At 54.4% G+C, this 24,050-nt stretch carries 25 protein-coding genes and 1 pseudogene; 12 read left to right on the plus strand and 14 right to left on the minus strand.

Annotated features, from left to right (window positions below; genetic code table 11):
- Positions 1–44 precede the first annotated feature (44 nt).
- From argF to ACLJRE_RS11930, 3 genes are all read left to right on the plus strand, one after another.
- Positions 45–1,049, plus strand: coding sequence for an ornithine carbamoyltransferase (argF, locus tag ACLJRE_RS11920; RefSeq protein WP_000237031.1), 1,005 nt, complete (start codon positions 45–47; stop codon positions 1,047–1,049).
- A gap of 55 nt (positions 1,050–1,104) precedes the next feature.
- Positions 1,105–2,508 carry a YfcC family protein gene (locus tag ACLJRE_RS11925; protein WP_000514438.1) on the plus strand — a complete coding sequence of 468 codons (1,404 nt, stop codon included), beginning with the start codon at positions 1,105–1,107 and terminating at the stop codon, positions 2,506–2,508.
- Between the two features lie 186 nt (positions 2,509–2,694).
- Entirely contained in the window at positions 2,695–3,183 is a 489-nt protein-coding gene (locus ACLJRE_RS11930; RefSeq protein ID WP_000666051.1) for an arginine repressor, read from the plus strand.
- On the opposite strand, the pseudogene ACLJRE_RS11935 reads toward ACLJRE_RS11930, so the two are convergent.
- Positions 3,153–3,294, minus strand: a pseudogene (locus ACLJRE_RS11935) (hypothetical protein). The gene ACLJRE_RS11930 and the pseudogene ACLJRE_RS11935 overlap by 31 nt on opposite strands.
- On the opposite strand from ACLJRE_RS11935, the gene pyrL reads away from it, so the two are divergent.
- The 4 genes from pyrL (at position 3,274) to ridA (ending at position 5,283) form a co-directional block, all read left to right on the plus strand.
- A complete protein-coding gene (gene pyrL, locus ACLJRE_RS11940) occupies positions 3,274–3,375 on the plus strand; it encodes a pyr operon leader peptide (RefSeq protein ID WP_000249504.1) in 102 nt (33 codons plus the stop codon). The pseudogene ACLJRE_RS11935 and the gene pyrL overlap by 21 nt on opposite strands.
- Positions 3,376–3,410: 35 nt before the next feature.
- Positions 3,411–4,346, plus strand: a complete 936-nt coding sequence (gene pyrB, locus ACLJRE_RS11945; protein ID WP_000013055.1) for an aspartate carbamoyltransferase — start codon at positions 3,411–3,413, stop codon at positions 4,344–4,346.
- Between the two features lie 12 nt (positions 4,347–4,358).
- Positions 4,359–4,820 (plus strand): aspartate carbamoyltransferase regulatory subunit, encoded by a 462-nt coding sequence (gene pyrI / locus ACLJRE_RS11950; protein ID WP_000148566.1) that lies wholly within the window; start codon positions 4,359–4,361, stop codon positions 4,818–4,820.
- A 76-nt stretch (positions 4,821–4,896) separates the two neighbouring features.
- The gene (gene ridA / locus ACLJRE_RS11955; RefSeq protein ID WP_000047544.1) at positions 4,897–5,283 is read left to right on the plus strand and encodes a 2-iminobutanoate/2-iminopropanoate deaminase; all 387 of its coding nucleotides are present in this window, start codon (positions 4,897–4,899) and stop codon (positions 5,281–5,283) included.
- A gap of 88 nt (positions 5,284–5,371) precedes the next feature.
- Here the strand turns inward: ridA and mgtA are convergent, their stop codons facing one another.
- Both mgtA and mgtL read right to left on the minus strand, forming a co-directional pair.
- Entirely contained in the window at positions 5,372–8,080 is a 2,709-nt protein-coding gene (gene mgtA / locus ACLJRE_RS11960) for a magnesium-translocating P-type ATPase (protein WP_000920862.1), read from the minus strand.
- A gap of 140 nt (positions 8,081–8,220) precedes the next feature.
- Positions 8,221–8,319: a mgtA regulatory leader peptide MgtL gene (mgtL, locus tag ACLJRE_RS11965; protein ID WP_107320725.1), complete on the minus strand. Its 99-nt coding sequence runs from the start codon at positions 8,317–8,319 to the stop codon at positions 8,221–8,223.
- A gap of 151 nt (positions 8,320–8,470) precedes the next feature.
- On the opposite strand from mgtL, the gene treR reads away from it, so the two are divergent.
- The 5 genes from treR (at position 8,471) to nrdG (ending at position 15,904) form a co-directional block, all read left to right on the plus strand.
- Positions 8,471–9,418: a trehalose operon repressor TreR gene (gene treR / locus ACLJRE_RS11970; protein WP_001181294.1), complete on the plus strand. Its 948-nt coding sequence runs from the start codon at positions 8,471–8,473 to the stop codon at positions 9,416–9,418.
- Between the two features lie 137 nt (positions 9,419–9,555).
- Positions 9,556–10,974 (plus strand): PTS trehalose transporter subunit IIBC, encoded by a 1,419-nt coding sequence (treB, locus tag ACLJRE_RS11975; protein WP_023212813.1) that lies wholly within the window; start codon positions 9,556–9,558, stop codon positions 10,972–10,974.
- Between the two features lie 49 nt (positions 10,975–11,023).
- Complete coding sequence (gene treC / locus ACLJRE_RS11980) at positions 11,024–12,676, plus strand: alpha,alpha-phosphotrehalase (RefSeq protein WP_023212814.1); 1,653 nt, start codon at positions 11,024–11,026, stop codon at positions 12,674–12,676.
- A gap of 408 nt (positions 12,677–13,084) precedes the next feature.
- On the plus strand, positions 13,085–15,223 hold the full coding sequence (gene nrdD / locus ACLJRE_RS11985; protein ID WP_000187815.1) for an anaerobic ribonucleoside-triphosphate reductase: 2,139 nt from the start codon (positions 13,085–13,087) through the stop codon (positions 15,221–15,223).
- Between the two features lie 216 nt (positions 15,224–15,439).
- The gene (gene nrdG, locus ACLJRE_RS11990) at positions 15,440–15,904 is read left to right on the plus strand and encodes an anaerobic ribonucleoside-triphosphate reductase-activating protein (protein ID WP_001009178.1); all 465 of its coding nucleotides are present in this window, start codon (positions 15,440–15,442) and stop codon (positions 15,902–15,904) included.
- 3 nt (positions 15,905–15,907) lie between these two features.
- On the opposite strand, the gene ACLJRE_RS11995 is transcribed toward nrdG, so the two are convergent.
- The 11 genes from ACLJRE_RS11995 to ACLJRE_RS12045 all read right to left on the minus strand — a co-directional run bounded on the left by ACLJRE_RS11995 (position 15,908) and on the right by ACLJRE_RS12045 (position 23,931).
- On the minus strand, positions 15,908–16,192 hold the full coding sequence (locus tag ACLJRE_RS11995; RefSeq protein WP_000220578.1) for a type II toxin-antitoxin system RelE family toxin: 285 nt from the start codon (positions 16,190–16,192) through the stop codon (positions 15,908–15,910).
- A complete protein-coding gene (locus ACLJRE_RS12000) occupies positions 16,182–16,424 on the minus strand; it encodes a type II toxin-antitoxin system RelB/DinJ family antitoxin (RefSeq protein WP_000212722.1) in 243 nt (80 codons plus the stop codon). Before ACLJRE_RS12000 ends, ACLJRE_RS11995 begins: the two co-directional genes overlap by 11 nt.
- 77 nt (positions 16,425–16,501) lie before the next feature.
- On the minus strand, positions 16,502–18,415 hold the full coding sequence (locus ACLJRE_RS12005; protein ID WP_023212815.1) for a BglG family transcription antiterminator: 1,914 nt from the start codon (positions 18,413–18,415) through the stop codon (positions 16,502–16,504).
- A 16-nt stretch (positions 18,416–18,431) separates the two neighbouring features.
- Positions 18,432–19,172, minus strand: a complete 741-nt coding sequence (dagF, locus tag ACLJRE_RS12010; protein WP_000779263.1) for a 2-dehydro-3-deoxy-phosphogluconate aldolase — start codon at positions 19,170–19,172, stop codon at positions 18,432–18,434.
- Positions 19,169–20,287 carry a DgaE family pyridoxal phosphate-dependent ammonia lyase gene (locus ACLJRE_RS12015; RefSeq protein WP_001139184.1) on the minus strand — a complete coding sequence of 373 codons (1,119 nt, stop codon included), beginning with the start codon at positions 20,285–20,287 and terminating at the stop codon, positions 19,169–19,171. The genes dagF and ACLJRE_RS12015 overlap by 4 nt, the downstream gene beginning before the upstream one ends.
- Positions 20,271–21,404, minus strand: a complete 1,134-nt coding sequence (locus ACLJRE_RS12020) for an amidohydrolase/deacetylase family metallohydrolase (protein ID WP_023212816.1) — start codon at positions 21,402–21,404, stop codon at positions 20,271–20,273. The genes ACLJRE_RS12015 and ACLJRE_RS12020 overlap by 17 nt, the downstream gene beginning before the upstream one ends.
- Before the next feature lie 58 nt (positions 21,405–21,462).
- Positions 21,463–22,107 carry a DUF4310 family protein gene (locus ACLJRE_RS12025; protein ID WP_000392127.1) on the minus strand — a complete coding sequence of 215 codons (645 nt, stop codon included), beginning with the start codon at positions 22,105–22,107 and terminating at the stop codon, positions 21,463–21,465.
- 11 nt (positions 22,108–22,118) lie between these two features.
- Positions 22,119–22,895 carry a DUF4311 domain-containing protein gene (locus tag ACLJRE_RS12030; protein ID WP_000478578.1) on the minus strand — a complete coding sequence of 259 codons (777 nt, stop codon included), beginning with the start codon at positions 22,893–22,895 and terminating at the stop codon, positions 22,119–22,121.
- Positions 22,896–22,917: 22 nt separating this feature from the next.
- On the minus strand, positions 22,918–23,220 hold the full coding sequence (locus ACLJRE_RS12035; RefSeq protein WP_000975187.1) for a DUF4312 family protein: 303 nt from the start codon (positions 23,218–23,220) through the stop codon (positions 22,918–22,920).
- Positions 23,220–23,582: an SFCGS family glycine-rich protein gene (locus ACLJRE_RS12040; RefSeq protein ID WP_000435389.1), complete on the minus strand. Its 363-nt coding sequence runs from the start codon at positions 23,580–23,582 to the stop codon at positions 23,220–23,222. The genes ACLJRE_RS12035 and ACLJRE_RS12040 overlap by 1 nt, the downstream gene beginning before the upstream one ends.
- A 10-nt stretch (positions 23,583–23,592) precedes the next feature.
- On the minus strand, positions 23,593–23,931 hold the full coding sequence (locus tag ACLJRE_RS12045) for a glycine dehydrogenase (protein WP_001255104.1): 339 nt from the start codon (positions 23,929–23,931) through the stop codon (positions 23,593–23,595).
- Positions 23,932–24,050: the final 119 nt, after the last annotated feature.

A 24,050-nucleotide genomic window follows, 5' to 3' on the forward strand; every position in this document is an offset into this window, starting at 1 on the left:
AAGCGCAGCGCCATCAGGCAATTCATTTTAACAAGGATATTGTAATGGTTATTTCACTGAAAAATCGTAACTTTTTGAAGCTGCTTGACTACACCCCGGCGGAAATCCAACACCTCATCGATCTGGCTATTGAGCTGAAAGCCGCAAAAAAAGCCGGATGCGAAAAGCAAACGCTGATCGGCAAAAACATCGCGCTGATTTTTGAAAAAACCTCTACCCGCACCCGATGCGCGTTTGAAGTCGCCGCTTTCGACCAGGGCGCGCAGGTGACTTATCTCGGCCCAAGCGGCTCGCAGATCGGCCATAAAGAGTCCATGAAAGATACTGCTCGCGTCCTGGGGCGGATGTATGACGGCATCGAATATCGCGGTTTTGGTCAACACATTGTGGAAGAGCTGGGGGAATACGCGGGCGTTCCCGTCTGGAACGGCCTGACCGATGAATTTCACCCCACCCAGATCCTGGCCGATCTGATGACCATGCTGGAACACGCGCCGGGTAAAACGCTGCCGGAACTGAGCTTCGCCTACCTGGGCGACGCGCGCAACAACATGGGCAACTCGCTGATGGTGGGCGCGGCGAAGATGGGCATGGATATCCGCCTGATAGCGCCAAAGTCCTTCTGGCCTGATGCCGCGCTGGTCGCGCAGTGCCGGGAAATTGCCAGCGTTACCGGCGCTCGTATCACCTTAACGGAGAGCGTTGAAGACGGCGTTCACGGCGTGGATTTCCTCTATACCGACGTCTGGGTCTCGATGGGAGAGCCCAAAGAAGCCTGGGCGGAACGCGTCAGTCTGATGACGCCATATCAGGTCAACCAGCAGGTAGTAAACGCTACCGGTAATCCTGATGTGAAGTTTATGCACTGCCTGCCCGCCTTCCATAACGAGCACACCAAAGTGGGACGCGAAATCGAAATGGCTTACGGCCTGAAAGGACTGGAGGTCACGGAAGAGGTGTTCGAGTCCGCAGGCTCGATAGTCTTCGATGAAGCGGAAAACCGGATGCACACCATCAAAGCGGTCATGGTGGCGACGCTCGGCGACTAATCCCACAGGATATGCGCCCTCGCGGCGCATATCCGTGATATCAGGAGAGAACATCATGGGTAAATTTAAATTTCCCACCGCTTATACCATCCTGTTTATTCTTATTGCCCTGGTCGCGGTGATGACCTGGATTGTGCCGGCGGGAAAATACCAAATGGCGATGAACGCCACGCTGGGAAAAGAGGTGCCGGTGGCGGGAACGTATGCCCCCGTGGACGCGCATCCGCAAGGGATTACCGCTGTTTTACTGGCGCCGATTGACGGCCTCTATAACCACGAAACCTACACCGCCGGCGCCATTGACGTCGCGCTGTTTGTCTTGATTATCGGCGGCTTTCTGGGGGTGGTGAATAAAACGGGGGCGATTGATGCCGGTATTGAACGGGTAACAGTCAAACTCAACGGCAAAGATGAGTGGATGATCCCCATTCTGATGGCGCTGTTCGCCGCAGGCGGCACTATCTATGGCATGGCGGAGGAGTCGTTGCCCTTCTACACGCTGCTGGTGCCAGTTATGATGGCGGCCCGCTTCGATCCGTTAGTGGCGGCGGCAACCGTACTGCTCGGCGCCGGGATAGGCACGCTCGGTTCGACCATTAACCCTTTCGCCACGGTCATTGCCGCCAACGCCGCCGGCATCCCTTTTACTCAGGGAATGCTGATGCGCGTACTGCTGTTAATTGTCGGCTACGTACTGTGCGTGTTTTGGGTAATGCGCTATGCGCGCAAAGTCCGCGCCCATCCTGAGCTTTCTGTCGTGGCGGATAAAATGGAGGAAAATCGCGCCCATTTCCTCGGCAATCGCGCCAATACACTGCTGGAGTTTACGGCTACCCGGAAATGGGTGCTGCTGATCTTCGCCGCCTCTTTCGCGGTGATGATTTACGGCGTGGCGGTTCTCGGCTGGTGGATGGCGGAAATCTCCGGCGTTTTTCTGGCGGCGGCGATTATCGTTGGCGTGATAACGCGGATGGGCGAGGAAGCGTTCACCAGTACCTTTATCGACGGCGCGCGGGATTTGCTCGGCGTGGCGCTAATTATTGGTATCGCGCGCGGCATTGTGGTGGTCATGGATAACGGTATGATTACCCACACCATTTTGCACAGCGCGGAAAGTCTGGTTTCCGGCCTCTCTACCACCATTTTCATAAACGTAACCTACTGGCTGGAAGTATTGCTTTCCTTCCTGGTGCCCTCCTCTTCCGGTCTTGCCGTATTGACGATGCCCATTATGGCGCCGTTAGCGGATTTTGCCCACGTACAGCGGGATTTGGTCGTAACCGCCTACCAGTCGGCCTCCGGGATTGTGAACCTGGTTACTCCCACCTCAGCCGTAGTCATGGGCGGTCTGGCGATCGCGCGGGTTCCCTATGTCCGCTATCTGAAATGGGTCGCGCCGCTGTTGCTGATCCTGACATTGCTGAATATGGCGGTACTGAGCATCGGAGCGATGATGTAACGAGCCAGATGGCGACGCGTCTTATCCGAGAGGACTGATAAGCACAGCGCCATCAGGCACGCCGTCACCTTTTTTGATCGGCTTCTCATTTTCCTGCAAAACCGCCCGATTGATCCGCAATCAATGTGACAAATGTGATGAATTTCGCCAGTCCGTTGATATCAATAATAAAGATAAGGTGCATTTATGAAGGAATACGATGATTACTCCGCCAAAGAACAACAGCAACTGGCGGTTTGTCAGCGCCTGATTAGTGAAAAAAGTTACCTGTCCCAGGAGGAGATTCGCCGCGATTTACAAAATGAGGGATTTGAAGGTATCAGTCAGTCTACGGTTTCGCGCCTGCTCAAACTGCTGGGCGCAATAAAAATCAGAAATACGAAGGGACAAAAGATTTATTCCGTAAATCCCCAGCGGCGTCCTTCGCCGGATGCCGGACGTTCAATAGCCGAAATGGTCGTTAGCGTTGAACATAATAGCGAATTTATCCTTATCCATACGGCGGCAGGTTATGGTCGCGCCGTCGCGAGAATTCTGGATTACCACGCATTGCCGGAAATTCTCGGCGTCGTTGCCGGTAGCAGTATTGTCTGGGTCGCACCGCGGGTCGTTCAGCGCACGGCGCTGGTACACAAACAAATTAATTATTTGCTTAAAATGAATTTAAATTCATAAGAACCGTTTGCGACAAGTAAATCATGCATTAATTCGCTTGATCCCAAAACAGAGCTGAGTATAATCGCGGACAATTTGCCGGGAGGAAGCATGGTTCAGTGTGTACGACATTCTGTCTTACCGCGTCTGAAAAAAGACGCAGGCCTGCCGTTTTTCTTTCCGTTGAAAACCAATACCAAGCCCCTCAATTGAGGGGCTTTTTTTTGCCCAGGCGTCAGGAGATAAACATGGCTAACCCGCTATATCAAAAACATATCATTTCCATAAACGACCTCAGCCGCGACGATCTTAATCTGGTACTGGCGACGGCGGCGAAATTAAAAGCCAACCCGCAGCCGGAGCTATTGAAACATAAAGTGATCGCCAGCTGCTTTTTCGAAGCCTCCACGCGTACCCGCCTGTCGTTTGAAACTTCAATGCATCGCCTGGGCGCCAGCGTAGTGGGCTTCTCCGACAGCGCCAACACGTCGCTGGGGAAAAAAGGAGAAACGTTAGCCGACACGATCTCAGTGATTAGCACTTACGTGGACGCGATTGTGATGCGCCATCCGCAAGAAGGCGCGGCACGTCTGGCGACGGAGTTTTCCGGTCAGGTGCCGGTGCTCAATGCGGGCGACGGTTCGAACCAGCATCCGACGCAAACCCTGTTGGATCTGTTTACCATCCAGGAAACGCAGGGCCGTCTGGATAACCTGCATATCGCGATGGTCGGCGATCTGAAATATGGCCGCACCGTGCATTCGCTAACCCAGGCGCTGGCGAAATTTAGCGGCAACCGTTTTTATTTTATCGCGCCGGACGCGCTGGCGATGCCGCAGTACATTCTGGATATGCTGGATGAAAAAGGGATGGCCTGGAGCCTGCATGGGTCTATTGAAGAGGTCATGGCCGACGTCGACATCCTCTATATGACTCGCGTACAGAAAGAGCGTCTCGACCCGTCGGAGTACGCCAATGTGAAGGCGCAGTTTGTTCTGCGCGCCAGCGACCTGAACGGCGCGCGTGAAAATATGAAAGTGCTGCACCCGCTGCCGCGCATTGATGAAATCACCACGGATGTGGATAAAACGCCACACGCCTGGTACTTCCAACAGGCGGGCAACGGTATTTTCGCTCGCCAGGCGTTACTGGCGTTGGTACTGAATAGCGAACTGAGTCTGTAAGGGAGAAAAGCGATGACACACGATAACAAACTGCAGGTTGAAGCCATTAAATGCGGCACCGTGATTGACCATATCCCTGCGCAGGTAGGCTTTAAACTGCTGAGTCTGTTTAAATTGACCGAGACCGATCAGCGAATCACTATCGGTCTGAATCTCCCGTCTGGCGAGATGGGGCGTAAAGACTTAATCAAAATAGAAAACACCTTCCTCACCGATGAGCAGGTTAACCAACTTGCTCTGTACGCGCCGCAGGCCACCGTTAACCGCATCGACAACTACGACGTTGTCGGGAAATCACGCCCCAGCCTGCCAGAGCGTATTAATAATGTGCTGGTTTGCCCGAACAGCAACTGCATCAGCCACGCGGAACCGGTATCCTCCAGCTTTGCAGTGAAAAAACGCGCCAATGATATCGCCCTCAAATGCAAATACTGTGAAAAAGAGTTTTCGCATAATGTGGTGCTGGCCAACTAATTTGGGTTGGTTATGAGATCCCGGCTCCCTATAATGAGCGGGGACATTCTATTACCGCTGTAATTCAGGAGAAATCATGAGCAAAACTATTGCGACGGAAAATGCACCAGCAGCAATCGGCCCATACGTACAGGGCGTTGACCTGGGTAGCATGGTGATCACTTCCGGTCAGATCCCGGTCGATCCGAAAACCGGTGCCGTAGCGGAAGACGTATCCGCTCAGGCACGTCAGTCGCTGGAAAACGTTAAAGCTATCGTGGAAGCCGCTGGCCTGAAAGTAGGCGACATTGTGAAAACGACCGTCTTCGTGAAAGACCTGAACGATTTCGCGACCGTCAACGCCACCTACGAAGCCTTCTTCACCGAGCACAACGCCACCTTCCCGGCGCGTTCCTGCGTGGAAGTTGCCCGTCTGCCGAAAGACGTGAAAATTGAGATTGAAGCGATCGCTGTTCGTCGCTAACGCTCGTTTATAGATAGTGGCCGGATGGCGCTATCGCTTATTCGGCCTGGTATGCCATCCAGGCCGATAATGCACAATACTTCGACGCTTACTGCCAGCCATAACGTCTGCTGTAAAACCCTTTCACCAACTGGGTTAACGTCATATAGCCCGCCAGAATAGCAATCAGCCACGGGAAATAGCTTAACGGCAGCGCCTGCAACTGCAGGTAAGACGCCAGCGGCGAAAACGGCAACGAGACTCCCACCACCATCACCAACAATGTCATCGCCATCAGCGGCCAGGCGGCGCGACTTTGAATAAACGGCAGACGACGAGTACGGATCATATGCACAATCAGCGTTTGCGACAGTAATCCCACCACAAACCAGCCGGACTGGAACAAAGTTTGCGTTTCTGGCGTATTCGCATGAAATACCCACCACATCAGACAAAAGGTCAAAATGTCGAAAATCGAGCTGATCGGACCGAAAAAGACCATAAAGCGCCCCAAATCCGCCGGATTCCAGCGCTGCGGCTTTTGAATTTGTTCTTCATCGACATTATCAAACGGAATCGCCACCTGGGATACATCGTACAGCAGGTTTTGAATCAGCAAGTGCAGCGGCAGCATTGGCAAGAACGGCAAAAAGGCGCTCGCCACCAGTACGCTAAACACGTTACCGAAATTTGAGCTGGCCGTCATCTTGATATATTTCAACATATTAGAAAAAGTACGACGACCTTCAATGACGCCTTCTTCCAGCACCATCAGGCTCTTTTCCAGCAGGATAATATCGGCGGCTTCACGGGCGATGTCCACCGCGCCATCTACCGAGATACCAATATCCGCCGCCCGCAACGCCGGGGCATCGTTAATCCCGTCGCCCATAAAACCGACCACATGCCCCTCGCGTTTGAGCAAAGTGACGATGCGCTCTTTATGCATCGGCGTCAGACGCGCAAACAACGTCGTACGGGCGGCCAGCGCCGCCAGCGCGTCGTCGCTTAACCCTTCAATATCACTGCCAATAACGACATCGCCCGCATCCAGCCCAACTTCATGGCAAACTTTCGCCGCTACCAGCTCGCTGTCGCCGGTGAGAATTTTCACCGTAATTCCGCTCGCCTTCAGCGCTTTCAGCGCCGGCGCGGTGGTCTCTTTCGGCGGATCGAGAAAAGCAATATACCCTTCCAGGATCAGGTCAGATTCATCGATACGCTGGTAATCGCCCTCACGCGCAGGCAGGTATTTGGTCGCGACGGCGACCACGCGTAGCCCCTGACGGTTCAGCGTGTCGGTAACGCGTTTCACCCGGCGCAGCATATTGTCGTCCAGCGGCACAATATCGCCGTTGTGGCGCACCTGAGTACACACGTTCAGGATCTCCTGTAACGCGCCTTTGCAGACCAGTTGATGCACGCTCGAATCTTCGGCCACCACCACCGACATCCGGCGACGCTCAAAATCAAACGGAATCTCATCGATTTTCTGCCAGCGTCCGGAGAGCTGACGCGCGGCGGTTTCGTCTACTCCCTCCAGGACCGCCGTATCCAGTAAGTTTTTTAGACCGGTCTGATAATGGCTGTTCAGCCAGGCGCAATGCAGTACATGCTCGCTGGGCTTACCAGAAATATCCGTATGATTCTCCAGCACAATTTTATCCTGCGTCAGAGTGCCGGTTTTATCGGTGCACAGAATATCCATCGCGCCGAAGTTCTGAATCGCATCAAGGTGCTTCACGATAACTTTCTGTTTCGAGAGCTTCACCGCCCCGCGCGCGAGGGTGGAGGTGACGATCATCGGCAACATTTCCGGGGTGAGCCCTACCGCGACCGAAAGCGCAAATAACGCCGCTTCCCACCAGTCACCTTTCGTGTAACCATTAATAATCAGTACTACCGGCGCCATGACCAGCATAAAGCGGATCAGCAACATGCTGACGCGGCTAATTCCTTTCTGGAAAGCGTTCTGCTCGTTATCTTGTTCCGACACGCGCCCCGCCAATTGACCAAACCAGGTGTCGGCGCCGGTCGCCATCACCACGGCCTGCGCCGTTCCGCTCACGACGTTCGTCCCCATAAAGCACAGCGTGTCGCACTCAAGCGGGTTATTTTGCCGGGGCTCACGCGTCGCGGCGACTTTCTCGACCGGCAGAGATTCGCCGGTCAGCGACGCCTGGGCGACAAACAGATCGCGCGCCTGGATAATCCGTAAATCCGCCGGGATCATATCCCCCGCCGCCAGCTTAATAATATCGCCGGGCACCAGTTGATCGATGGGTAATTCCAGCCAGGCGTTTTCGCCATTTTCATTAATAACCCGCAGTACGGTAGCGGTATTACTCACCATCGCTTTTAGCGCGTCCGCTGCTTTCGTCGAGCGCGCTTCCTGCACAAAATTCAGCAGCGTTGAGATACCGACCATCAGGGCGATAACGCCTGCGGCAAACAGATCCTCCGTGGCATAAGAAATGCCGCCAAGAATCGTGAGTAAGATGTTGAAAGGATTGCGATAACATACCCACAGATGCACCCACCACGGCGAGGGTTTCTGTGCCGGAAGGCGGTTTTCGCCATGCTTTTCACGCGCGCGCGTTACCTCGGCGGCGTTTAATCCCTCCGGGTGCGTATCAAAAACGCGCCAGAGAGTCTCCTGCTCCATTGCCGCGACTTTCAGACAGCGTTCGCTCAGCGAAGGCGGGATAGTCGCATTTACCGCGGTCTGCGCCCCGGGCAGCGGATCGCGGTGAACCAGACGATAAGGCAAATGACGATTAAGCCGGGCAAAAAGCTGGCGGGTAATGGTTTTTAGCATAGGTAATCCCTCCGCGCCGAAGTCAGGCGCAGAAAATTCTTCAGGCACGGCAAAGCCTTGCCCGATGAGCAATGTTTAAATAAAAACAGGGACGTTATTGTGTCACTGTCTTACACACCGGTAAGACAGCAGAGGCAGGCTTACCGGAAAAGGAAAATTCTCCATCGCGGGAGAGGGGTGGGTTCAGGGTCCATGTCGCCTCCGGTAAGTAAACGATTTGCGCCGTGGATTATACGCATAAATCCATAAGTTTTGTGGCAATTATGGCGGTATCATACCGTTACGTAATTAAACCAACGATAAACCAGACTTTGCCCATTGCCCTTCGCTTGAGTAAAGTTACTCTTTTTATCACCAATCACCATCAGCGTCACGCCACGGGAAAACAGGATGCAAAACCGGCTCACTATCAAAGACATCGCCCGCCTGAGCGGCGTAGGGAAATCAACCGTTTCCCGCGTGCTTAACAATGAAAGCGGCGTAAGCGAACGTACCCGCGAGCGTGTCGAAGCGGTGATGAATCAACACGGTTTCTTTCCGTCCCGCTCCGCCCGTGCGATGCGGGGACAAAGCGATAAAGTGGTCGCTATTATCGTCACTCGCCTTGATTCGTTGTCTGAAAATCTCGCGGTTCAGACCATGCTGCCTGCGTTTTATGAACAGGGCTACGACCCTATTATGATGGAAAGTCAGTTCTCGCCGACGCTGGTAATGGAACATCTGGGCATGCTCAGACGACGTAACATTGATGGCGTGGTGCTGTTTGGCTTTACCGGCATCACAGAAGAGTTGATCGCCCCCTGGAAAGCCTCGCTGGTGCTACTGGCAAGAGATGCGCAAGGTTTTGCCTCCGTCTGTTACGACGACGAAGGCGCGATTCATATCCTTATGCAGCGGCTGTATGAGCAGGGACACCGCAACATTAGCTTTCTGGGCGTTCCCCATAGCGATATTACCACCGGCAAACGTCGGCATGACGCATACCTGGCGTTTTGCAAAAAACATAAACTTCATCCCGTCGCCGCCCTGCCCGGTCTTGCCATGAAGCAGGGCTATGAGCATACGGCAAGCGTCATCATGCCGGATACCACCGCGTTAGTCTGCGCCACCGATACGCTGGCGTTGGGCGCCAGTAAGTATTTACAGGAGCAACGTATTGAGACGCTGCAACTGGCAAGCGTCGGGAACACGCCGCTGATAAAATTCCTGCACCCGGAGATCGTCACTGTCGATCCTGGCTATGCTGAAGCCGGACGACAGGCGGCTTCGCAGCTGATCGAACAGATCAATGGCCGCTGCGATCCGCGCCGGATCGTCATTCCTTCTACCCTCGCCTGAGTGACTGATTAAACGGAATACCACGAGTAATTTGTGATCGTCGCTGCGTTTCGGGAACGTTCCCATTTTTAAACCAACGTTGAAGAGATACTCTTGCGCCAACCCATAACATACCTCCTCTGCCATGAGGCTTTACGATGAGCAAAGTAAAACAAGCCGATATCGACCGGCTGGTTGACCTGGTCGGCGGGCGCGACAACATCGCCACGGTGAGCCACTGCATTACTCGCCTGCGCTTTGTACTCCACCAGCCCGCGAGCGCCAGACCAAAAGAGATCGAACAATTACCGATGGTTAAAGGCTGTTTCACCAACGCCGGACAGTTTCAGGTGGTGATCGGCACCGACGTTGGCGATTACTATAACGCGCTGCTGGAGACCACCGGCAAAGCGTATGCTGATAAAGAGCAGGCAAAAAAAGCCGCTCGCCAGAACATGAAGTGGCATGAGCAGTTAATTTCCCACTTCGCGGAGATCTTCTTTCCGCTACTACCGGCGTTGATCAGCGGCGGTTTGATCTTAGGCTTTCGTAACGTGATCGGCGATGTGCCGATGAGCAACGGCCAAACGCTGGCGCAGATGCATCCGGCGCTAAAAACGCTTTATGATTTTTTATGGTTGATCGGCGAAGCGATCTTTTTCTATCTGCCGGTGGGGATCTGCTGGTCGGCGGTGAAAAAAATGGGCGGCACGCCGATTCTTGGTATCGTGCTCGGCGTGACGCTGGTGTCGCCGCAGTTGATGAATGCGTATCTGCTGGGCCAGCAAACGCCGGACGTCTGGAACTTCGGCGTATTTAGCATTGAGAAAGTGGGCTACCAGGCGCAGGTTATCCCGGCGCTACTGGCAGGGCTGGCGCTTGGGTTTATTGAAACGCGGTTGAAACGCATCGTGCCGGATTATCTCTACCTGGTCGTCGTCCCGGTGTGTTCGTTGATACTGGCCGTCTTTCTCGCCCACACCTTTATCGGCCCCTTTGGTCGTATGATCGGCGACGGTGTGGCCTTTGCGGTACGTTATCTGATGACCGGCAGTTTCGCCCCGATAGGCGCGGCGCTGTTCGGCTTCCTGTATGCCCCGCTGGTCATTACCGGCGTCCACCAGACAACGCTCGCTATCGATATGCAGATGATCCAGAGCATGGGCGGTACGCCAGTCTGGCCGCTGATTGCGCTGTCGAATATCGCGCAGGCCTCCGCCGTGGTGGGCATCATCATCTCCAGCCGTAAACACAATGAACGCGAGATCTCCGTTCCTGCCGCCATTTCCGCTTACCTTGGGGTAACCGAACCGGCGATGTACGGTATCAATCTGAAGTATCGTTTTCCGATGCTGTGCGCGATGATCGGATCTGGTCTGGCGGGACTGCTCTGCGGTCTGAACGGCGTCATCGCCAACGGTATCGGCGTGGGCGGCCTGCCGGGCATCCTGTCTATACCGCCGCGCTACTGGCAGGTGTACGGCATGGCGATGGTTATCGCGATCGTTATCCCGGTGATTCTGACCACCTTTATCTATCAGCGTAAGCATCGTCAGGGCACATTACAAATTGTCTAATTCTTCTTCGGGGCGCAGTTGCGTCCCAACGCACTTGCAGGAAACAACAATGACTATTCCCCACTGGTGGCAAAACGGCGTTATCTATCAGATCTACCCGAAAAGTTTTCAGGACACGACCGGCAGCGGCACCGGCGATTTACGCGGCGTCACGCAGCACCTTGACTATCTACAGCGACTCGGCGTAGATGCCATCTGGCTCACGCCGTTTTATATCTCGCCGCAGGTGGATAACGGTTATGACGTCGCAAATTATACGGCCATCGACCCGACCTACGGCACGCTGGATGATTTTGACGAGCTGGTCGCGCAGGCGAAAGCACGCGGTATTCGCATCATCCTGGATATGGTGTTTAACCATACTTCTACCCAGCACGCCTGGTTTCGCGAAGCGCTGAACAAAGAGAGTCCATACCGTCAGTTTTATATCTGGCGCGATGGCACGCCGGATGTCTGCCCGAATAACTGGCAATCCAAATTTGGCGGCAGCGCCTGGCGCTGGCATAGCCAGAGCGAACAATATTATTTACACCTTTTCGCGCCTGAACAGGCCGACCTGAACTGGGAAAACCCCGCCGTGCGCGCCGAGCTGAAAAAGGTCTGCGAATTCTGGGCCGATCGCGGCGTGGATGGCCTGCGTCTGGACGTGGTGAACCTGATCGCCAAAGATCAGGATTTTCCTGACGATCCGACGGGCGACGGACGCCGCTTTTATACCGACGGACCGCGCGCGCATACGTTTTTACGCGAAATGAACCGTGACGTTTTTACGCCGCGTAATCTGATGACGGTAGGCGAAATGTCCTCTACCACGCTGGAAAACTGCCAGCAATATGCCGCGCTTAGCGGCGACGAACTCTCGATGACCTTCAATTTTCATCATCTGAAGGTGGATTACCCCAATGGCGAAAAGTGGACGCTGGCAAAACCTGATTATGTGGCGCTGAAAGCGTTGTTCCGCCACTGGCAACAGGGGATGCATAACGTCGCCTGGAACGCGTTATTCTGGTGTAATCACGATCAGCCGCGCATCGTTTCCCGCTTTGGCGACGAGGGTGAATACCGGGTTCCAGCCGCGAAAATGTTGGCGATGGCGCTGCACGGTATGCAAGGGACGCCTTATATCTATCAGGGCGAAGAAATCGGCATGACCAACCCACACTTTACCCGCATCACCGATTATCGCGACGTGGAAAGCCATAACATGTTTGCCGCGCTACGCGCCGCCGGACGCGACCCCGACGAACTACTGGCTATCCTGGCCAGTAAATCCCGCGACAACAGCCGCACGCCGATGCAGTGGGACCACGGTAAAAACGCCGGTTTCACCCAGGGCGAGCCGTGGATAAGCCTGTGCGATAACTATACGGAGGTTAATGTCGCGGCGGCATTACGCGATGAAAACTCGGTGTTTTACACCTATCAAAAGCTGATTGCGCTACGTAAAACCCAGCCTGTACTGATCTGGGGCGATTATCAGGATCTCCTCCCGGATAGCCCATCAGTATGGTGTTATCGTCGCCAGTGGCAGGGGCAAACCCTGCTGGTTGTCGCCAATCTGAGCGACCAGTGTCAGGAGTGGCATCCACCGCATATCAAAGGACAGTGGCAGGCGCTACTGCACAATTATGGCGAGGTCGCCAGCCAGCCAGCCGCGATGACGCTCCGCCCATTTGAAGCCATCTGGTGGTTACAACGCTAACGCGACGTCCTTATACGGATAAACGCCACAGGCCTATTGACACGGGCTGTGGCGTTGCTCCTGGTTACTGTCTGTTTTTGTTGAATAATTAATCAGATTTTTCTTGCTATCTTTTACAAACGCTACAGCGCCCGCCATCTGTACGCTCTGATTTTTACCTTGTTCTACATCAATAAAATTGCAAACATCCTTGATGCAAATCACTACATATAGACTTTAAAATGCACGCCGACCCAATATGTTGTATTAATTGACTACAATTGCTACAACACCTGTTCACTCGACACAAGGTGAATTGTGGATAACCTGGGTCAGGATTGCGGGAAGTCATTGGAAAAGAGATGAATAAACCTGTTATGGCTTCCCCAGCCTCTGTGGATAACCTGTTCTTACAAATATGGAGTGATCATGACACCGCATGTGATGAAACGAGATGGCTGTAAAGTGCCATTCAAATCAGAGCGCATTAAGGAAGCCATTCTACGTGCAGCTAAAGCAGCGGGAGTCGATGACGCAGATTACTGTGCCACCGTCGCAGAAGTCGTTAGCAGCCAAATGAACGCGCGCAGTCAGGTGGATATTAACGAGATCCAGACTGCGGTTGAAAACCAACTGATGTCCGGCCCGTACAAACAGCTTGCCCGCGCCTACATCGAATACCGTCACGATCGCGACATTCAGCGTGAAAAGCGTGGTCGTCTGAACCAGGAAATTCGCGGCCTGGTAGAGCAAACTAACTCCGCGTTGCTCAATGAAAACGCCAACAAAGACAGTAAAGTCATTCCCACCCAGCGCGATTTGCTGGCCGGGATTGTCGCCAAACACTATGCCCGCCAGCACCTGTTGCCGCGTGACGTAGTACAAGCGCATGAGCGCGGCGATATCCACTATCACGATCTCGACTATTCGCCGTTCTTCCCGATGTTCAACTGTATGCTGATCGACCTGAAAGGCATGTTGACCCAGGGCTTCAAGATGGGTAACGCCGAGATCGAACCGCCAAAATCTATCTCTACCGCCACTGCCGTTACCGCGCAGATTATCGCTCAGGTCGCCAGCCATATTTATGGCGGCACCACCATTAACCGGATTGATGAAGTGTTGGCACCGTTTGTCACCGAAAGCTATAACAAGCACCGCAAAACCGCCGATGAGTGGCAGATCCCGGATGCCGAAGGATATGCGCGTTCTCGCACCGAAAAAGAGTGCTACGACGCCTTCCAGTCGCTGGAGTACGAAGTTAACACGCTGCACACCGCTAACGGCCAGACACCTTTCGTGACCTTTGGTTTTGGCCTCGGCACCAGTTGGGAGTCGCGTCTGATCCAGGCGTCTATTTTGCGTAACCGTATCGCCGGTCTGGGTAAAAATCGCAAAACCGCCGTGTTCCCGAAACTGGTCTTCGCTATCCGCGACGGTTTGAACCACAAGTTTGGCGATCCGAACTACGACATTAAACAACTGGCGCTGGAGTGCGCGAGCAAGCGCATGTATCCGGACATCCTCAACTACGATCAGGTGGTCAAAGTCACCGGTTCGTTCAAAACGCCAATGGGCTGCCGCAGCTTCCTCGGCGTGTGGGAGAACGAAAACGGCGAGCAGATCCACGACGGGCGTAACAACCTGGGCGTGATTAGCCTTAACCTGCCGCGCATCGCGCTGGAAGCAAAAGGCGACGAAACCGCATTCTGGAAACTGCTGGATGAACGTCTGGCGCTGGCGCGGAAGGCGCTGATGACCCGTATCGCCCGCCTTGAAGGCGTGAAAGCCCGTGTCGCGCCTATCCTGTATATGGAAGGCGCCTGCGGCGTGCGGCTGAAAGCGGACGACGACGTGTCTGAAATCTTTAAAAATGGTCGTGCGTCCATCTCTCTGGGCTACATCGGCATTCATGAGACCATCAACGCGCTGTTTGGCGACAAACATGTCTATGACAGCGAGCAGCTGCGCGCCAAAGGTATCGCCATTGTGGAACGTCTGCGTCAGGCCGTGGATCAGTGGAAAGAAGAGACTGGCTACGGCTTTAGTCTGTACAGCACGCCAAGTGAAAACCTCTGTGACCGCTTCTGCCGTCTGGATACCGCCGAGTTCGGCGTGGTGCCGGGCGTAACCGATAAAGGTTACTACACCAACAGCTTCCACCTCGACGTGGAGAAGAAGGTCAACCCGTACGACAAAATCGATTTCGAAGCACCGTATCCGCCGCTGGCGAACGGGGGTTTCATTTGCTACGGCGAATACCCGAACATTCAGCACAACCTGAAGGCGCTGGAAGATGTCTGGGATTACAGCTATCAGCATGTACCGTATTACGGCACCAACACGCCGATCGATGAATGCTACGAGTGCGGCTTTACCGGCGAGTTCGAATGTACCAGTAAAGGTTTCACCTGCCCGAAATGCGGCAACCACGACGCCGCCCGCGTCTCGGTCACCCGCCGCGTGTGCGGTTATTTAGGCAGCCCGGACGCGCGTCCGTTTAACGCCGGCAAGCAGGAAGAAGTGAAGCGCCGCGTGAAGCATTTAGGCAATGGGCAGATAGGTTAATTCTCCGTTTGCAATGCGTAAATGCCGGATGGCGGTGTAAACACCTTATCCGGCCTACAACCGCTGGCTATAGTTCCAATTTCATGAGTTTCCTCTAAGCAGTTGGTGTTGTAGCAAGGCGGCAAACGAACGAATCCCAGGGAGCTTACATAAGTAAGTGACCTGGGTAAGTGAGAGCGGCCAACGCCGCTACAGCGCCAAATGCAACGAGGAAACATGAACTTTCACCAATATTACCCCGTAGACATCGTTAACGGCCCCGGCACCCGCTGCACCCTGTTTGTGTCAGGGTGCGTGCATGAATGCCCTGGCTGCTATAACAAAAGCACCTGGCGGCTGAACTCCGGCCAGCCGTTTACCAAAGAGATGGAAGATAAGATCATTGCCGATCTGAACGACACGCGCATTCACCGTCAGGGGATCTCGCTGTCGGGCGGCGATCCGCTGCATCCGCAAAACGTACCGGATATCCTGACACTGGTACAACGTATCCACGCGGAGTGCCCGGGGAAAGATATCTGGGTGTGGACCGGCTACAAGCTCGATGAACTTAACGCCGCACAGATGCAGGTGGTCGATCTCATCAACGTGCTGGTCGATGGCAAATTTGTGCAGGATCTGAAAGACCCGGCGCTTATCTGGCGCGGTAGCAGCAACCAGGTAGTGCATCATTTGCGTTGATCGCTAAAGCCGTTTGTTTGCATCGTGATAGACGGCTGAATGTTCTCGCTTGCCGACCGCGACAACAAACACAATCACAACGTCATCCCGAACCTGGTACACCAGACGATAACCGGACGATTTAAGCTTAATTTTATAGCAGTCAGGAAGACCGTTTAAACGGGCAGAGTCGATTCTGGGGTTCAATAGCACATCAGCCAACTTTTTCTTAAGCTGAGCCTTCACCGTATCGCCCAGCTTATGCCACTCTTTTAAGGCCCTCGGGTCGAATTCCAGTTCATAAGTCATCCAGACTAACCTTGATTCCCTTTTGCGGACTAGACAGCCTCTCCCGAACTGTCTGAATCAGTGCATCTTCATTGTCGCTAAGAGTGACAGTTTTCACTGGCATGCGCCCCGTTTCCGCGACGTACTGGAACAGTAATCGCACGGCTTCCGTTGGAGTAATGTTCAGTTTTTCCAGCACGGCATAAGCCTCATTTTTGAGTTTGTCATCCAGACGGACGTTCAGCGTGGCCATTATGCCTCCAGTAAAATCGAATGTGTAATGCAGTTTAGCATTACATTCGCATTACATCGAATTCTGGATAACGCCTCTCAAAAACGACTCACGCACTCCATCGCGACCGTTTTAAATTGCGTAAAATTCTGACATGCGCAGAGGCGCGTCATGGCGCGTTCGCGCAGGAAAGTGACGAAAATATCGTAGATGGCCATCGCCTCTTCATATTCACTTTTGCTGATGGCGAGTAAAAAAATAACGTGCGCCGTTTCGTCACCCCAGGCAATCCCCTGCGGCGCGAGCACCGTATAAACCACCGTTTTCTTCGCCAGCAGCCCCAGCGCGTGCGGCAAGGCAATCCCGTCGCCTAATAACGTACTGACGATAGCTTCACGTTCAATAACCGAATCGAGAAACGCCGCATCAACAAAGCCTTCCTCATGCAACTGATCGCACAGCGTTTTAAACAGCGTCTGTTGATCTATTTCCCCTTCCACAATGCGAAAATGCGAGGCATCGAAATATTTATCCAGCATCCACGGACGGGTTCTGTCCACCAGCACCAGCTTACCGATCTGCTCCAATTGATAGTCGGTAGGAAAGGGCGCGATCATGATGACCGGCTTATCTTTTTCGCCGATCCGCGCTGTGGAAATCACAAAATCCTCCACAATACTGTCCCGCGCCTCATAGTCGCGTAGTGTCAGAGTGCGGGCTATCTCAATCTGCGGGTATTTCCGCGCCAGTACCGCTTCAATCATCCGCACCATCGCATTACCAGCATCACACACCAGCAGTACCTGCGGCTGCCGCTGGTAGCCAATGTTGTAACTACGTTCCAGCCCAACGCCAATATGCAGCACCAGAAAACCGATTTCGTTTTCGCTAATGGTATACGGCGTGTATTTTCCCCAACTCGATATCGCCGCCAATGTCATATCCCACGCCATCGGATAGTGCTGCTTAATATTTTCCAGTAGTGGGTTGGGGATCATGATCTGGTAGCGCACGCGGGTGATCATCGTTTTGATATGGGTCAGCAAGTCCGCGTGAAGCTGTTTATCATTCAATAGGTTATAGTTGTACTGGGTATTAATAAAATTGAGGATATAGCGCACCAGCGCCTCTTCATCATCGGCATTAATGGCGCTGGGGGCAATCTCCTGTACCTGGCGGGCGGCAATATGCACCTTCAGCCAGCTTACTTCCGGCTCCGACAGCGGCTTGTCGGCCAGCTGTTGTAGTAGCTCCGCAATTTCATGCGCCGCATGGCGCACCTTTTCATCGACCTCCTCCGCCACACATTCCGATAACGGATACCCCTCGCGAATACGCCGTACCGCCACCGCGCAGTATAAACGCAGAAACAGCTCGCCCTCATCGGTCAGGCGGATTTGACAATGAGAGAAAATATCCGGCAAAAGAGACTGCAGCCGTTGAGACACCTCGGTGTTCAGCGTGGTACTAACAATTAACGGATGGGAGGGCTCCTGCTGCGCCAGCGTCCATAAAAGGTCGGTCAGACAGGCGCGAATCGCCATCTCTCCACCAAACAGTTTCATGCCATGACGCGGACGCGTTTCCAGCGTCAGATGATAACGCAGCAAATGCTCGCGCACGTCCGCCATGTCGTTCTGCAGCGTCGCACGGCTGACAAACCATTCATCTGCCAAATCCTCCAGCTTCAGCGAGAAGGCGGAGGTTAAAAAACGCGCCAGCAAATAGCGTATCCGCTCCTGGCTGGTGCGCGGACCGCGCGCCAGGGCGGGAGATTGCTGCGTTTGCAGGGATTGATAACGTGCCGGATCATCAATTTTGAGCTGATACCCGTTGCCGCGGCTGAGAGTAAATTGCGCGCCATGCGGCGTCAGCAACATGTTCAGCGCGGCGATATCCGCCCGAACGGTACGCGTGGAGACCGACAACCGCTGCGCCAGTTCGTCCTGCGGCAGCGTCTCGTTTTGCAGCATCGCAAATAGCTGCGCTAAACGTTGGTTGGGGAATCGCACGTCTCTCTCCTCATGATTAGCCGACACGCGACCGGACGATAGCGAGTAACTGACGCACATCGTCCGCACGAGTGTTGCCGCTCACCTTATCAATAATCGAACTATAAATGTGAGGAATGATTTTGCTTACACCTGCATCAAGGGCGATGTGCAGAATCTCGGCGAAGTTTTCCAGATCGATGCCGCCCGTCGGTTCCAGCCAGAAATCATGGCGGGCGCAGGCCTCAGCCACCGCTTTATACTCGTCGCGACAGGTGAGTCCTCCCATCGGAAAGTATTTAACGGAGCTGCCGCCCATGTCTTTGAGTAGCGCAATCGCCGTTTCTATGGGTACGATGCCGTCCGGCGCGCGGCTGCTTAGCGGGCCGGTGGAAATTTTCACCAGCCCCGGCGTGCCGGTCGGCGAGACAAGACCGTTAACCACCGTCTCATTTTGCCCCAGCAGCGCCCGGCTGGTCCCGACGCCGGTAAACACCTGGTTGACATGCTGCGGCTGTACCTGACGCGAGATTTCGCTCACCATCGCCGACTGGTTAGGATCGCCTGCCCCCAGTCCGACGGAGAGCGCATTATCGATAAGCGCCGCATATTCACGCATATCCGCGACTGCGCTTGCCACATCCGGATAGTTTTTGGAGAGCACGCCAACCAGCACATGACCTTCCGCCGCCGCGTAGATTTCCCGGGCGTTATCTTTCGAACCGGCCAGTACGTTCAGGCAAACGCGATCGCGGTAAAAGTTAGGGGTCAGTTTCATGCTTTTTTCTCCTGATTAATCACCTCGCCAATACGACGCGCCACAATCGCTAACTGCGCGCGATCGACGCTGCGGACATCCGCTTCAATAATTCCTTCGTTGGCTTTGTATCCGCGAAAGTAAATCGCGTATTCCCCTTGCTTCAGCGCGTCGACCAGTTCGCCTGTGGCGATGCCGGTAACGGCTTCATCAAACTTAATTTCCGTGCGCGCGATGTCGCGTCCGGCGCTGTCCCACACCACACGGGCGCTTACGCCGTGAAGCTGATTCAAGTTATTAATAAACGGCGTCATTTTCTCGACCATTTCCGCACCGCTCTCTTTCTGCGCACTGAGGTACAGTTCAATAGCGCAGGTCAGGCCAACAATTCCCTCTTTGCCGACCTTCATCGCCCGGCCAATGCCCGCTGACTGACGTTTTACCCACTCAACATACTGCGTTTTGCCAATCACCAGCCCGCTGGTCGGCCCTTCAATCGCTTTCGCGCCGCTATAGATAACGAGATCTGCGCCCACGCGGTAGTAGCACTGCAAATCTTCTTCCGCCGCCGCGTCCACAATCAGCGGGAGATTATGCGTGCGTGCCACTACCGCAGCCTGCTCCACACTAAGCATACTTTTCTGTACGCAGTGGTGAGATTTGATATAGAGAATAGCCGCCGTGCGCGGCGTAATGGCCGCCGCCAACTGCGCGGCGGAACATTCGTTGGCGTAACCGGCTTCCACCAGTTTGCCGCCGCCCAGCGCCACCATCGTTCCCACCGGCGCGCCAAAGTTGACGTTGTGGCCCTTTGGCAGGACGATTTCGTTATTTTCAATCGGTGTAACGTGCAGGTTTTCCAGCAGCCAGTCGCTGTCCTGAACCAGTACCGCGGCAACCGACTGGGCAAGGCCCGCACTGGCGCAGGAGACTACCGTCGCCCCTTCCACCTCCAGCAATTTCGCAATGTACTCGCCAGTTTTATTCACCAGATCTTTCATCTCGAAATACTGATTCATTCCGGCCATCGCCGCGTCTATCACTTCCGGGCGCGGCGTGGAGACGCCGAGCGCCGTCATACGTCCGGAGGCATTAATCACCTGTTTTAATTGATACTTCTCAAAAATCGAAGGCATGTTCCGCGCTCCCTTGTTCGGTCATATAGCCCTTGCCTGCGCGTATCGCGGCAAGCGGCGTCAGCAATTCTTCAGCCTGTAAGCTGTCGTTTTCCGCGTCTACCAACACGGCGGGCTGGCGTTTAAGCGTAAAGAGGGTCAGGTCGGCATCCAGACCTGGCTGAAGACGCCCTTTGGTTTTCAGATTCAGGCTATCGGCGGCATTGGCCGTCACGCACGCAATGACCTGCGGCAGCGACATGCCGATGGCGAGGAATTTCGACATCACATTAGCCAGCGAATGCACCGGGCCATTGATGCGGTTACGGCAGTAGATATCGGAACTGATGGTATGCGGTAAAATCCCCAGGCTAATAGCGCGTTTCGCCACCGCAAAGCTCAGGCTGGCGGTACCATGCCCGACGTCCAGACGCACGCCGCGCGCCAGCGCTCGTGTCACCGAGGTGCGCAGCTCGCCTTCCGGCGTCAGAATACGGTTCGGCTTACCGTTGTAACAGTGGGTAATGATATCGCCCGCCGTCAGACGCTCCGCTATTTCGTCCAGATCCGGCGGGTTATTGCCAATATGCACCATCAGCGGCAGGTTGCCGTTTTCTTGCTGCATGGCTTTAGCGCGTTCCAGCGGTGTGATGCCGTTAACGCCTACCACGCTGCTGCTCATCCGCGCCTTGAGGCCGACGATAAAATCCGGGTGGCGTTTTACCGCCTGCCGGACCGCATCGGCGTCAATATTGGCCATGTTAGCCAGCTCGTTTTGGGCAATAAGCCCAACGCGGGAAATATTCAATAGCGCATAAACGTCGGTGGTCGCCTGACGGGTCAAAGCATAGAAATCATCAATATCATCTGCGCCAGTGCTACCGGCATCCACCACTGTGGTAACGCCAGTGGCAATACCCACGCTATCCGGTTCGTCGTGGTAAATCGGCGATGTCGGGTAGCAGTGAACGTGCGAATCAATCCAACCCGCGCTAACGTAACACTCGCCGCGCAGGTCAATGGTTTTCAGCGCCGGACCATCAACGTCACCCAACGCCGCGATTTTGCCATCTTGCAGGGCAATATTAGTCAGCGTGTCATCGACCAGACGCGCATGGCGCAGGAGTAAATCAAACATCGTTCTCTCCTTTGCCGGATGGCGGCGCAACCGCCTTATCCGGCCTACAAATCAACAGTTAGCTAATCGCAATCGGGAAGATAGAACCGAGGATCATCGCGCCTAAAATCGCGCCGCCGGTAATCGGCTTCTGCCAGATATAAAACAGCAGCGCGCCCACCAGAGAGCCCAGACCAATGGGAATCGATGCCGTCATGGCGCTGAGGATAATCAACGGCCCCAGAAAACGACCTGAAGTGTTACCGGCCCCCATCATGACGTCCGCCCCGTACGTGGAGTCGCTCTGATTGATGGTGAACTTACGCGCCAGAATAATGATGTAGCCAATCGCCAGGCCAATCACCAGACCGGTTATCAGCGAAGCGATAAAGTTCGCCACCGGGAAGACAAAGCCAGCCCCCAGCAGTAACGCCGGAACCCCTAAGCCCACGCCAGTCTGAATTGCCCCGCCGATATCCAGAATTCCGACCAGCGAACCTTCGATAATGCGGGCAAATAAAAAGCTGGCGCCGAAAGCGGCGACCGCGCCGTAGACGCCGGTATCCATCCCCGCTTTCAACATCGCCACAAAAGCGACTTCGTTAAATGCGCCGATACCGTACAGATAGTACATATGCGTCCCGGCGAAAACGCCGGAGGAGAGCAGACCAACAAAGATCGGGAACGACCAGTCGGCATACCAAAAACCTTTATTCTCTTCCATTGTGGCCTCCGTTATTTGCCGCTGAGCGAGTTGTGGATCAGTTCAAGCCAGTTAGGTACCGTCATGTTGAAAGACTCGATCATTTTCATGTCGAAGCCGCGGAAGAAGCCGCTCAACACAAACAGCAAAACGATGGCGACCATCATCACTTTGGTGACATGGTTCCAGCCGCTCTCTTCTACGCCTTTACCGATCAAAATACCCAGCACCAGCCCCGGTACGGCGTTCCCCATGATGAGCTGCGCCGCGCCGCCGAAAACGGTGGCCCAGAAGCCCGATTTTTTACCGGCGTCGATCGCCGCTAACCAGAAGATCACAGGCATGACGATGTTGACCAGCAGGTTTGCCGCCGGTACCAGCACCTTAACCGCCGTCACCTGTAGCGCTTCTGGCACGGATGAGGCGGTCAGGTTAAGGAACGTCACGACGATCATGCCGATGACGGCGCAGGCGATCGCCATTTTTTTCGGGTCGTGCAGCGTCTCGCCAACGTTACGGTTTTTGATCATGAGCGCCGCCGCGCCCCAGTTAGGGATAATGCGGTGATCGACATCCTGGGTGAACGATCCGGCCGCCACAGACGACGCCCAGGCGTTAAAGAAGAAACCCAGTCCAAAGGAGAAGTGAGATGCCGGGTCGCCTTCACAAGAGTTGAGTTCGCCCAACGTACGGAACGCGCCCATCCCCTGCGTGGTTGGCGCGTGAAACATGCGTGCAGCCCCAGCGCCCACTCCTACGCCGACCAGCGCGCCGATAATGAGCGATTTAATTAGTATTATCAGGAACATAACTATGCCTTTTTAATAAAAATCAGCGTTTCGCGACGAAATCCACCCTGTCGAGATTGATGGCGGTCACGTTGACGGTCACATCCAGCTCCACGCTGTAAGTGCGTCGTTCCCGGCGCAAAAAGAAAAACAGAAAGGCCTCTTTACGCACCGACTCATGCGCCTGAACAATCCGCACATCCTGTGGCTCAATACGCAGTAAGATATACGGCGACTCTCTCATCACCGCCGACTGAACATGGTTCAGCGCATCGGCAAAGGCGCGTGCTTTGGCGTCGCCCTTGCCTTTTACTCTCACCGTGGTGGTGAATTGCTCTTTCATCATCAGGCGCCGTATTTCTTTTGCCACGCCTGCACCAGGCGCTCGCCGAGCTCTTCTTTATCCATAAAGCCGAAACCCAACACGTTGCAGCCTTCATTGATAGCGGTGACGCCTTCATCCACTGACCGCATTCCATATTTGGCTTTGTAGCCATGCTTGTTTTGCGCGGTGATAGCGCCCGCGCCGCCGCTGCCGCAAAATGAAATGCCGAAGGTGGCGTTTTCCGCTTTCATCACATCGCCCAGCTTCATGTCTGCCGCGACGCCCGGTACGACGACCGCGCGACCGCCCGCTTTTTCCACGCCTGCCGCCACTTTCTGGCCTTTACCCAGGCGATCGCCAATCACGACGGTAATCTGTTCCATTTTTTGCTCCTTAGAGGTTGTCTTTCGCGACTTCAAAATGTACCGATAATAGCCAGGCTTCTTCGTCAGGAAGGTTGCCAAACGCCGCCACGATTTCGCGGGCGAGCGCCATTGATTCGGCTGAGATTTCATCAAACAAGCTGGCATCGACTTCCGGTAAAGGCTCGCCGGTAATTGACCGGTGCGCCATCGCGCGAACGTGCGAGGTCAGCATTTGCGTCTGTACCGCATTGGGGACAATGTGATGCCGCCCCAGCAGGCTATCTACCTGCGTTAACACCTGTTCAGCCAGTTCGTTAATTCGCTCACCGGCATCGTGTTTTACTGCTCCGTTATCCACGCGTCTCACCCCGTTAATGGCAATGAGATAAAACTAGCGGCAAGGGTTAAAAGTTTGTAGCGAGTTATTTTCCACCTCGAAGTGGAAACGCGAGTGGGATAGGTGATCTGCGCCACAGAAAAGGCGGC

This window comes from Salmonella sp. SAL04157 (assembly GCF_046551635.1).
Lineage (GTDB): Bacteria > Pseudomonadota > Gammaproteobacteria > Enterobacterales > Enterobacteriaceae > Salmonella > Salmonella enterica.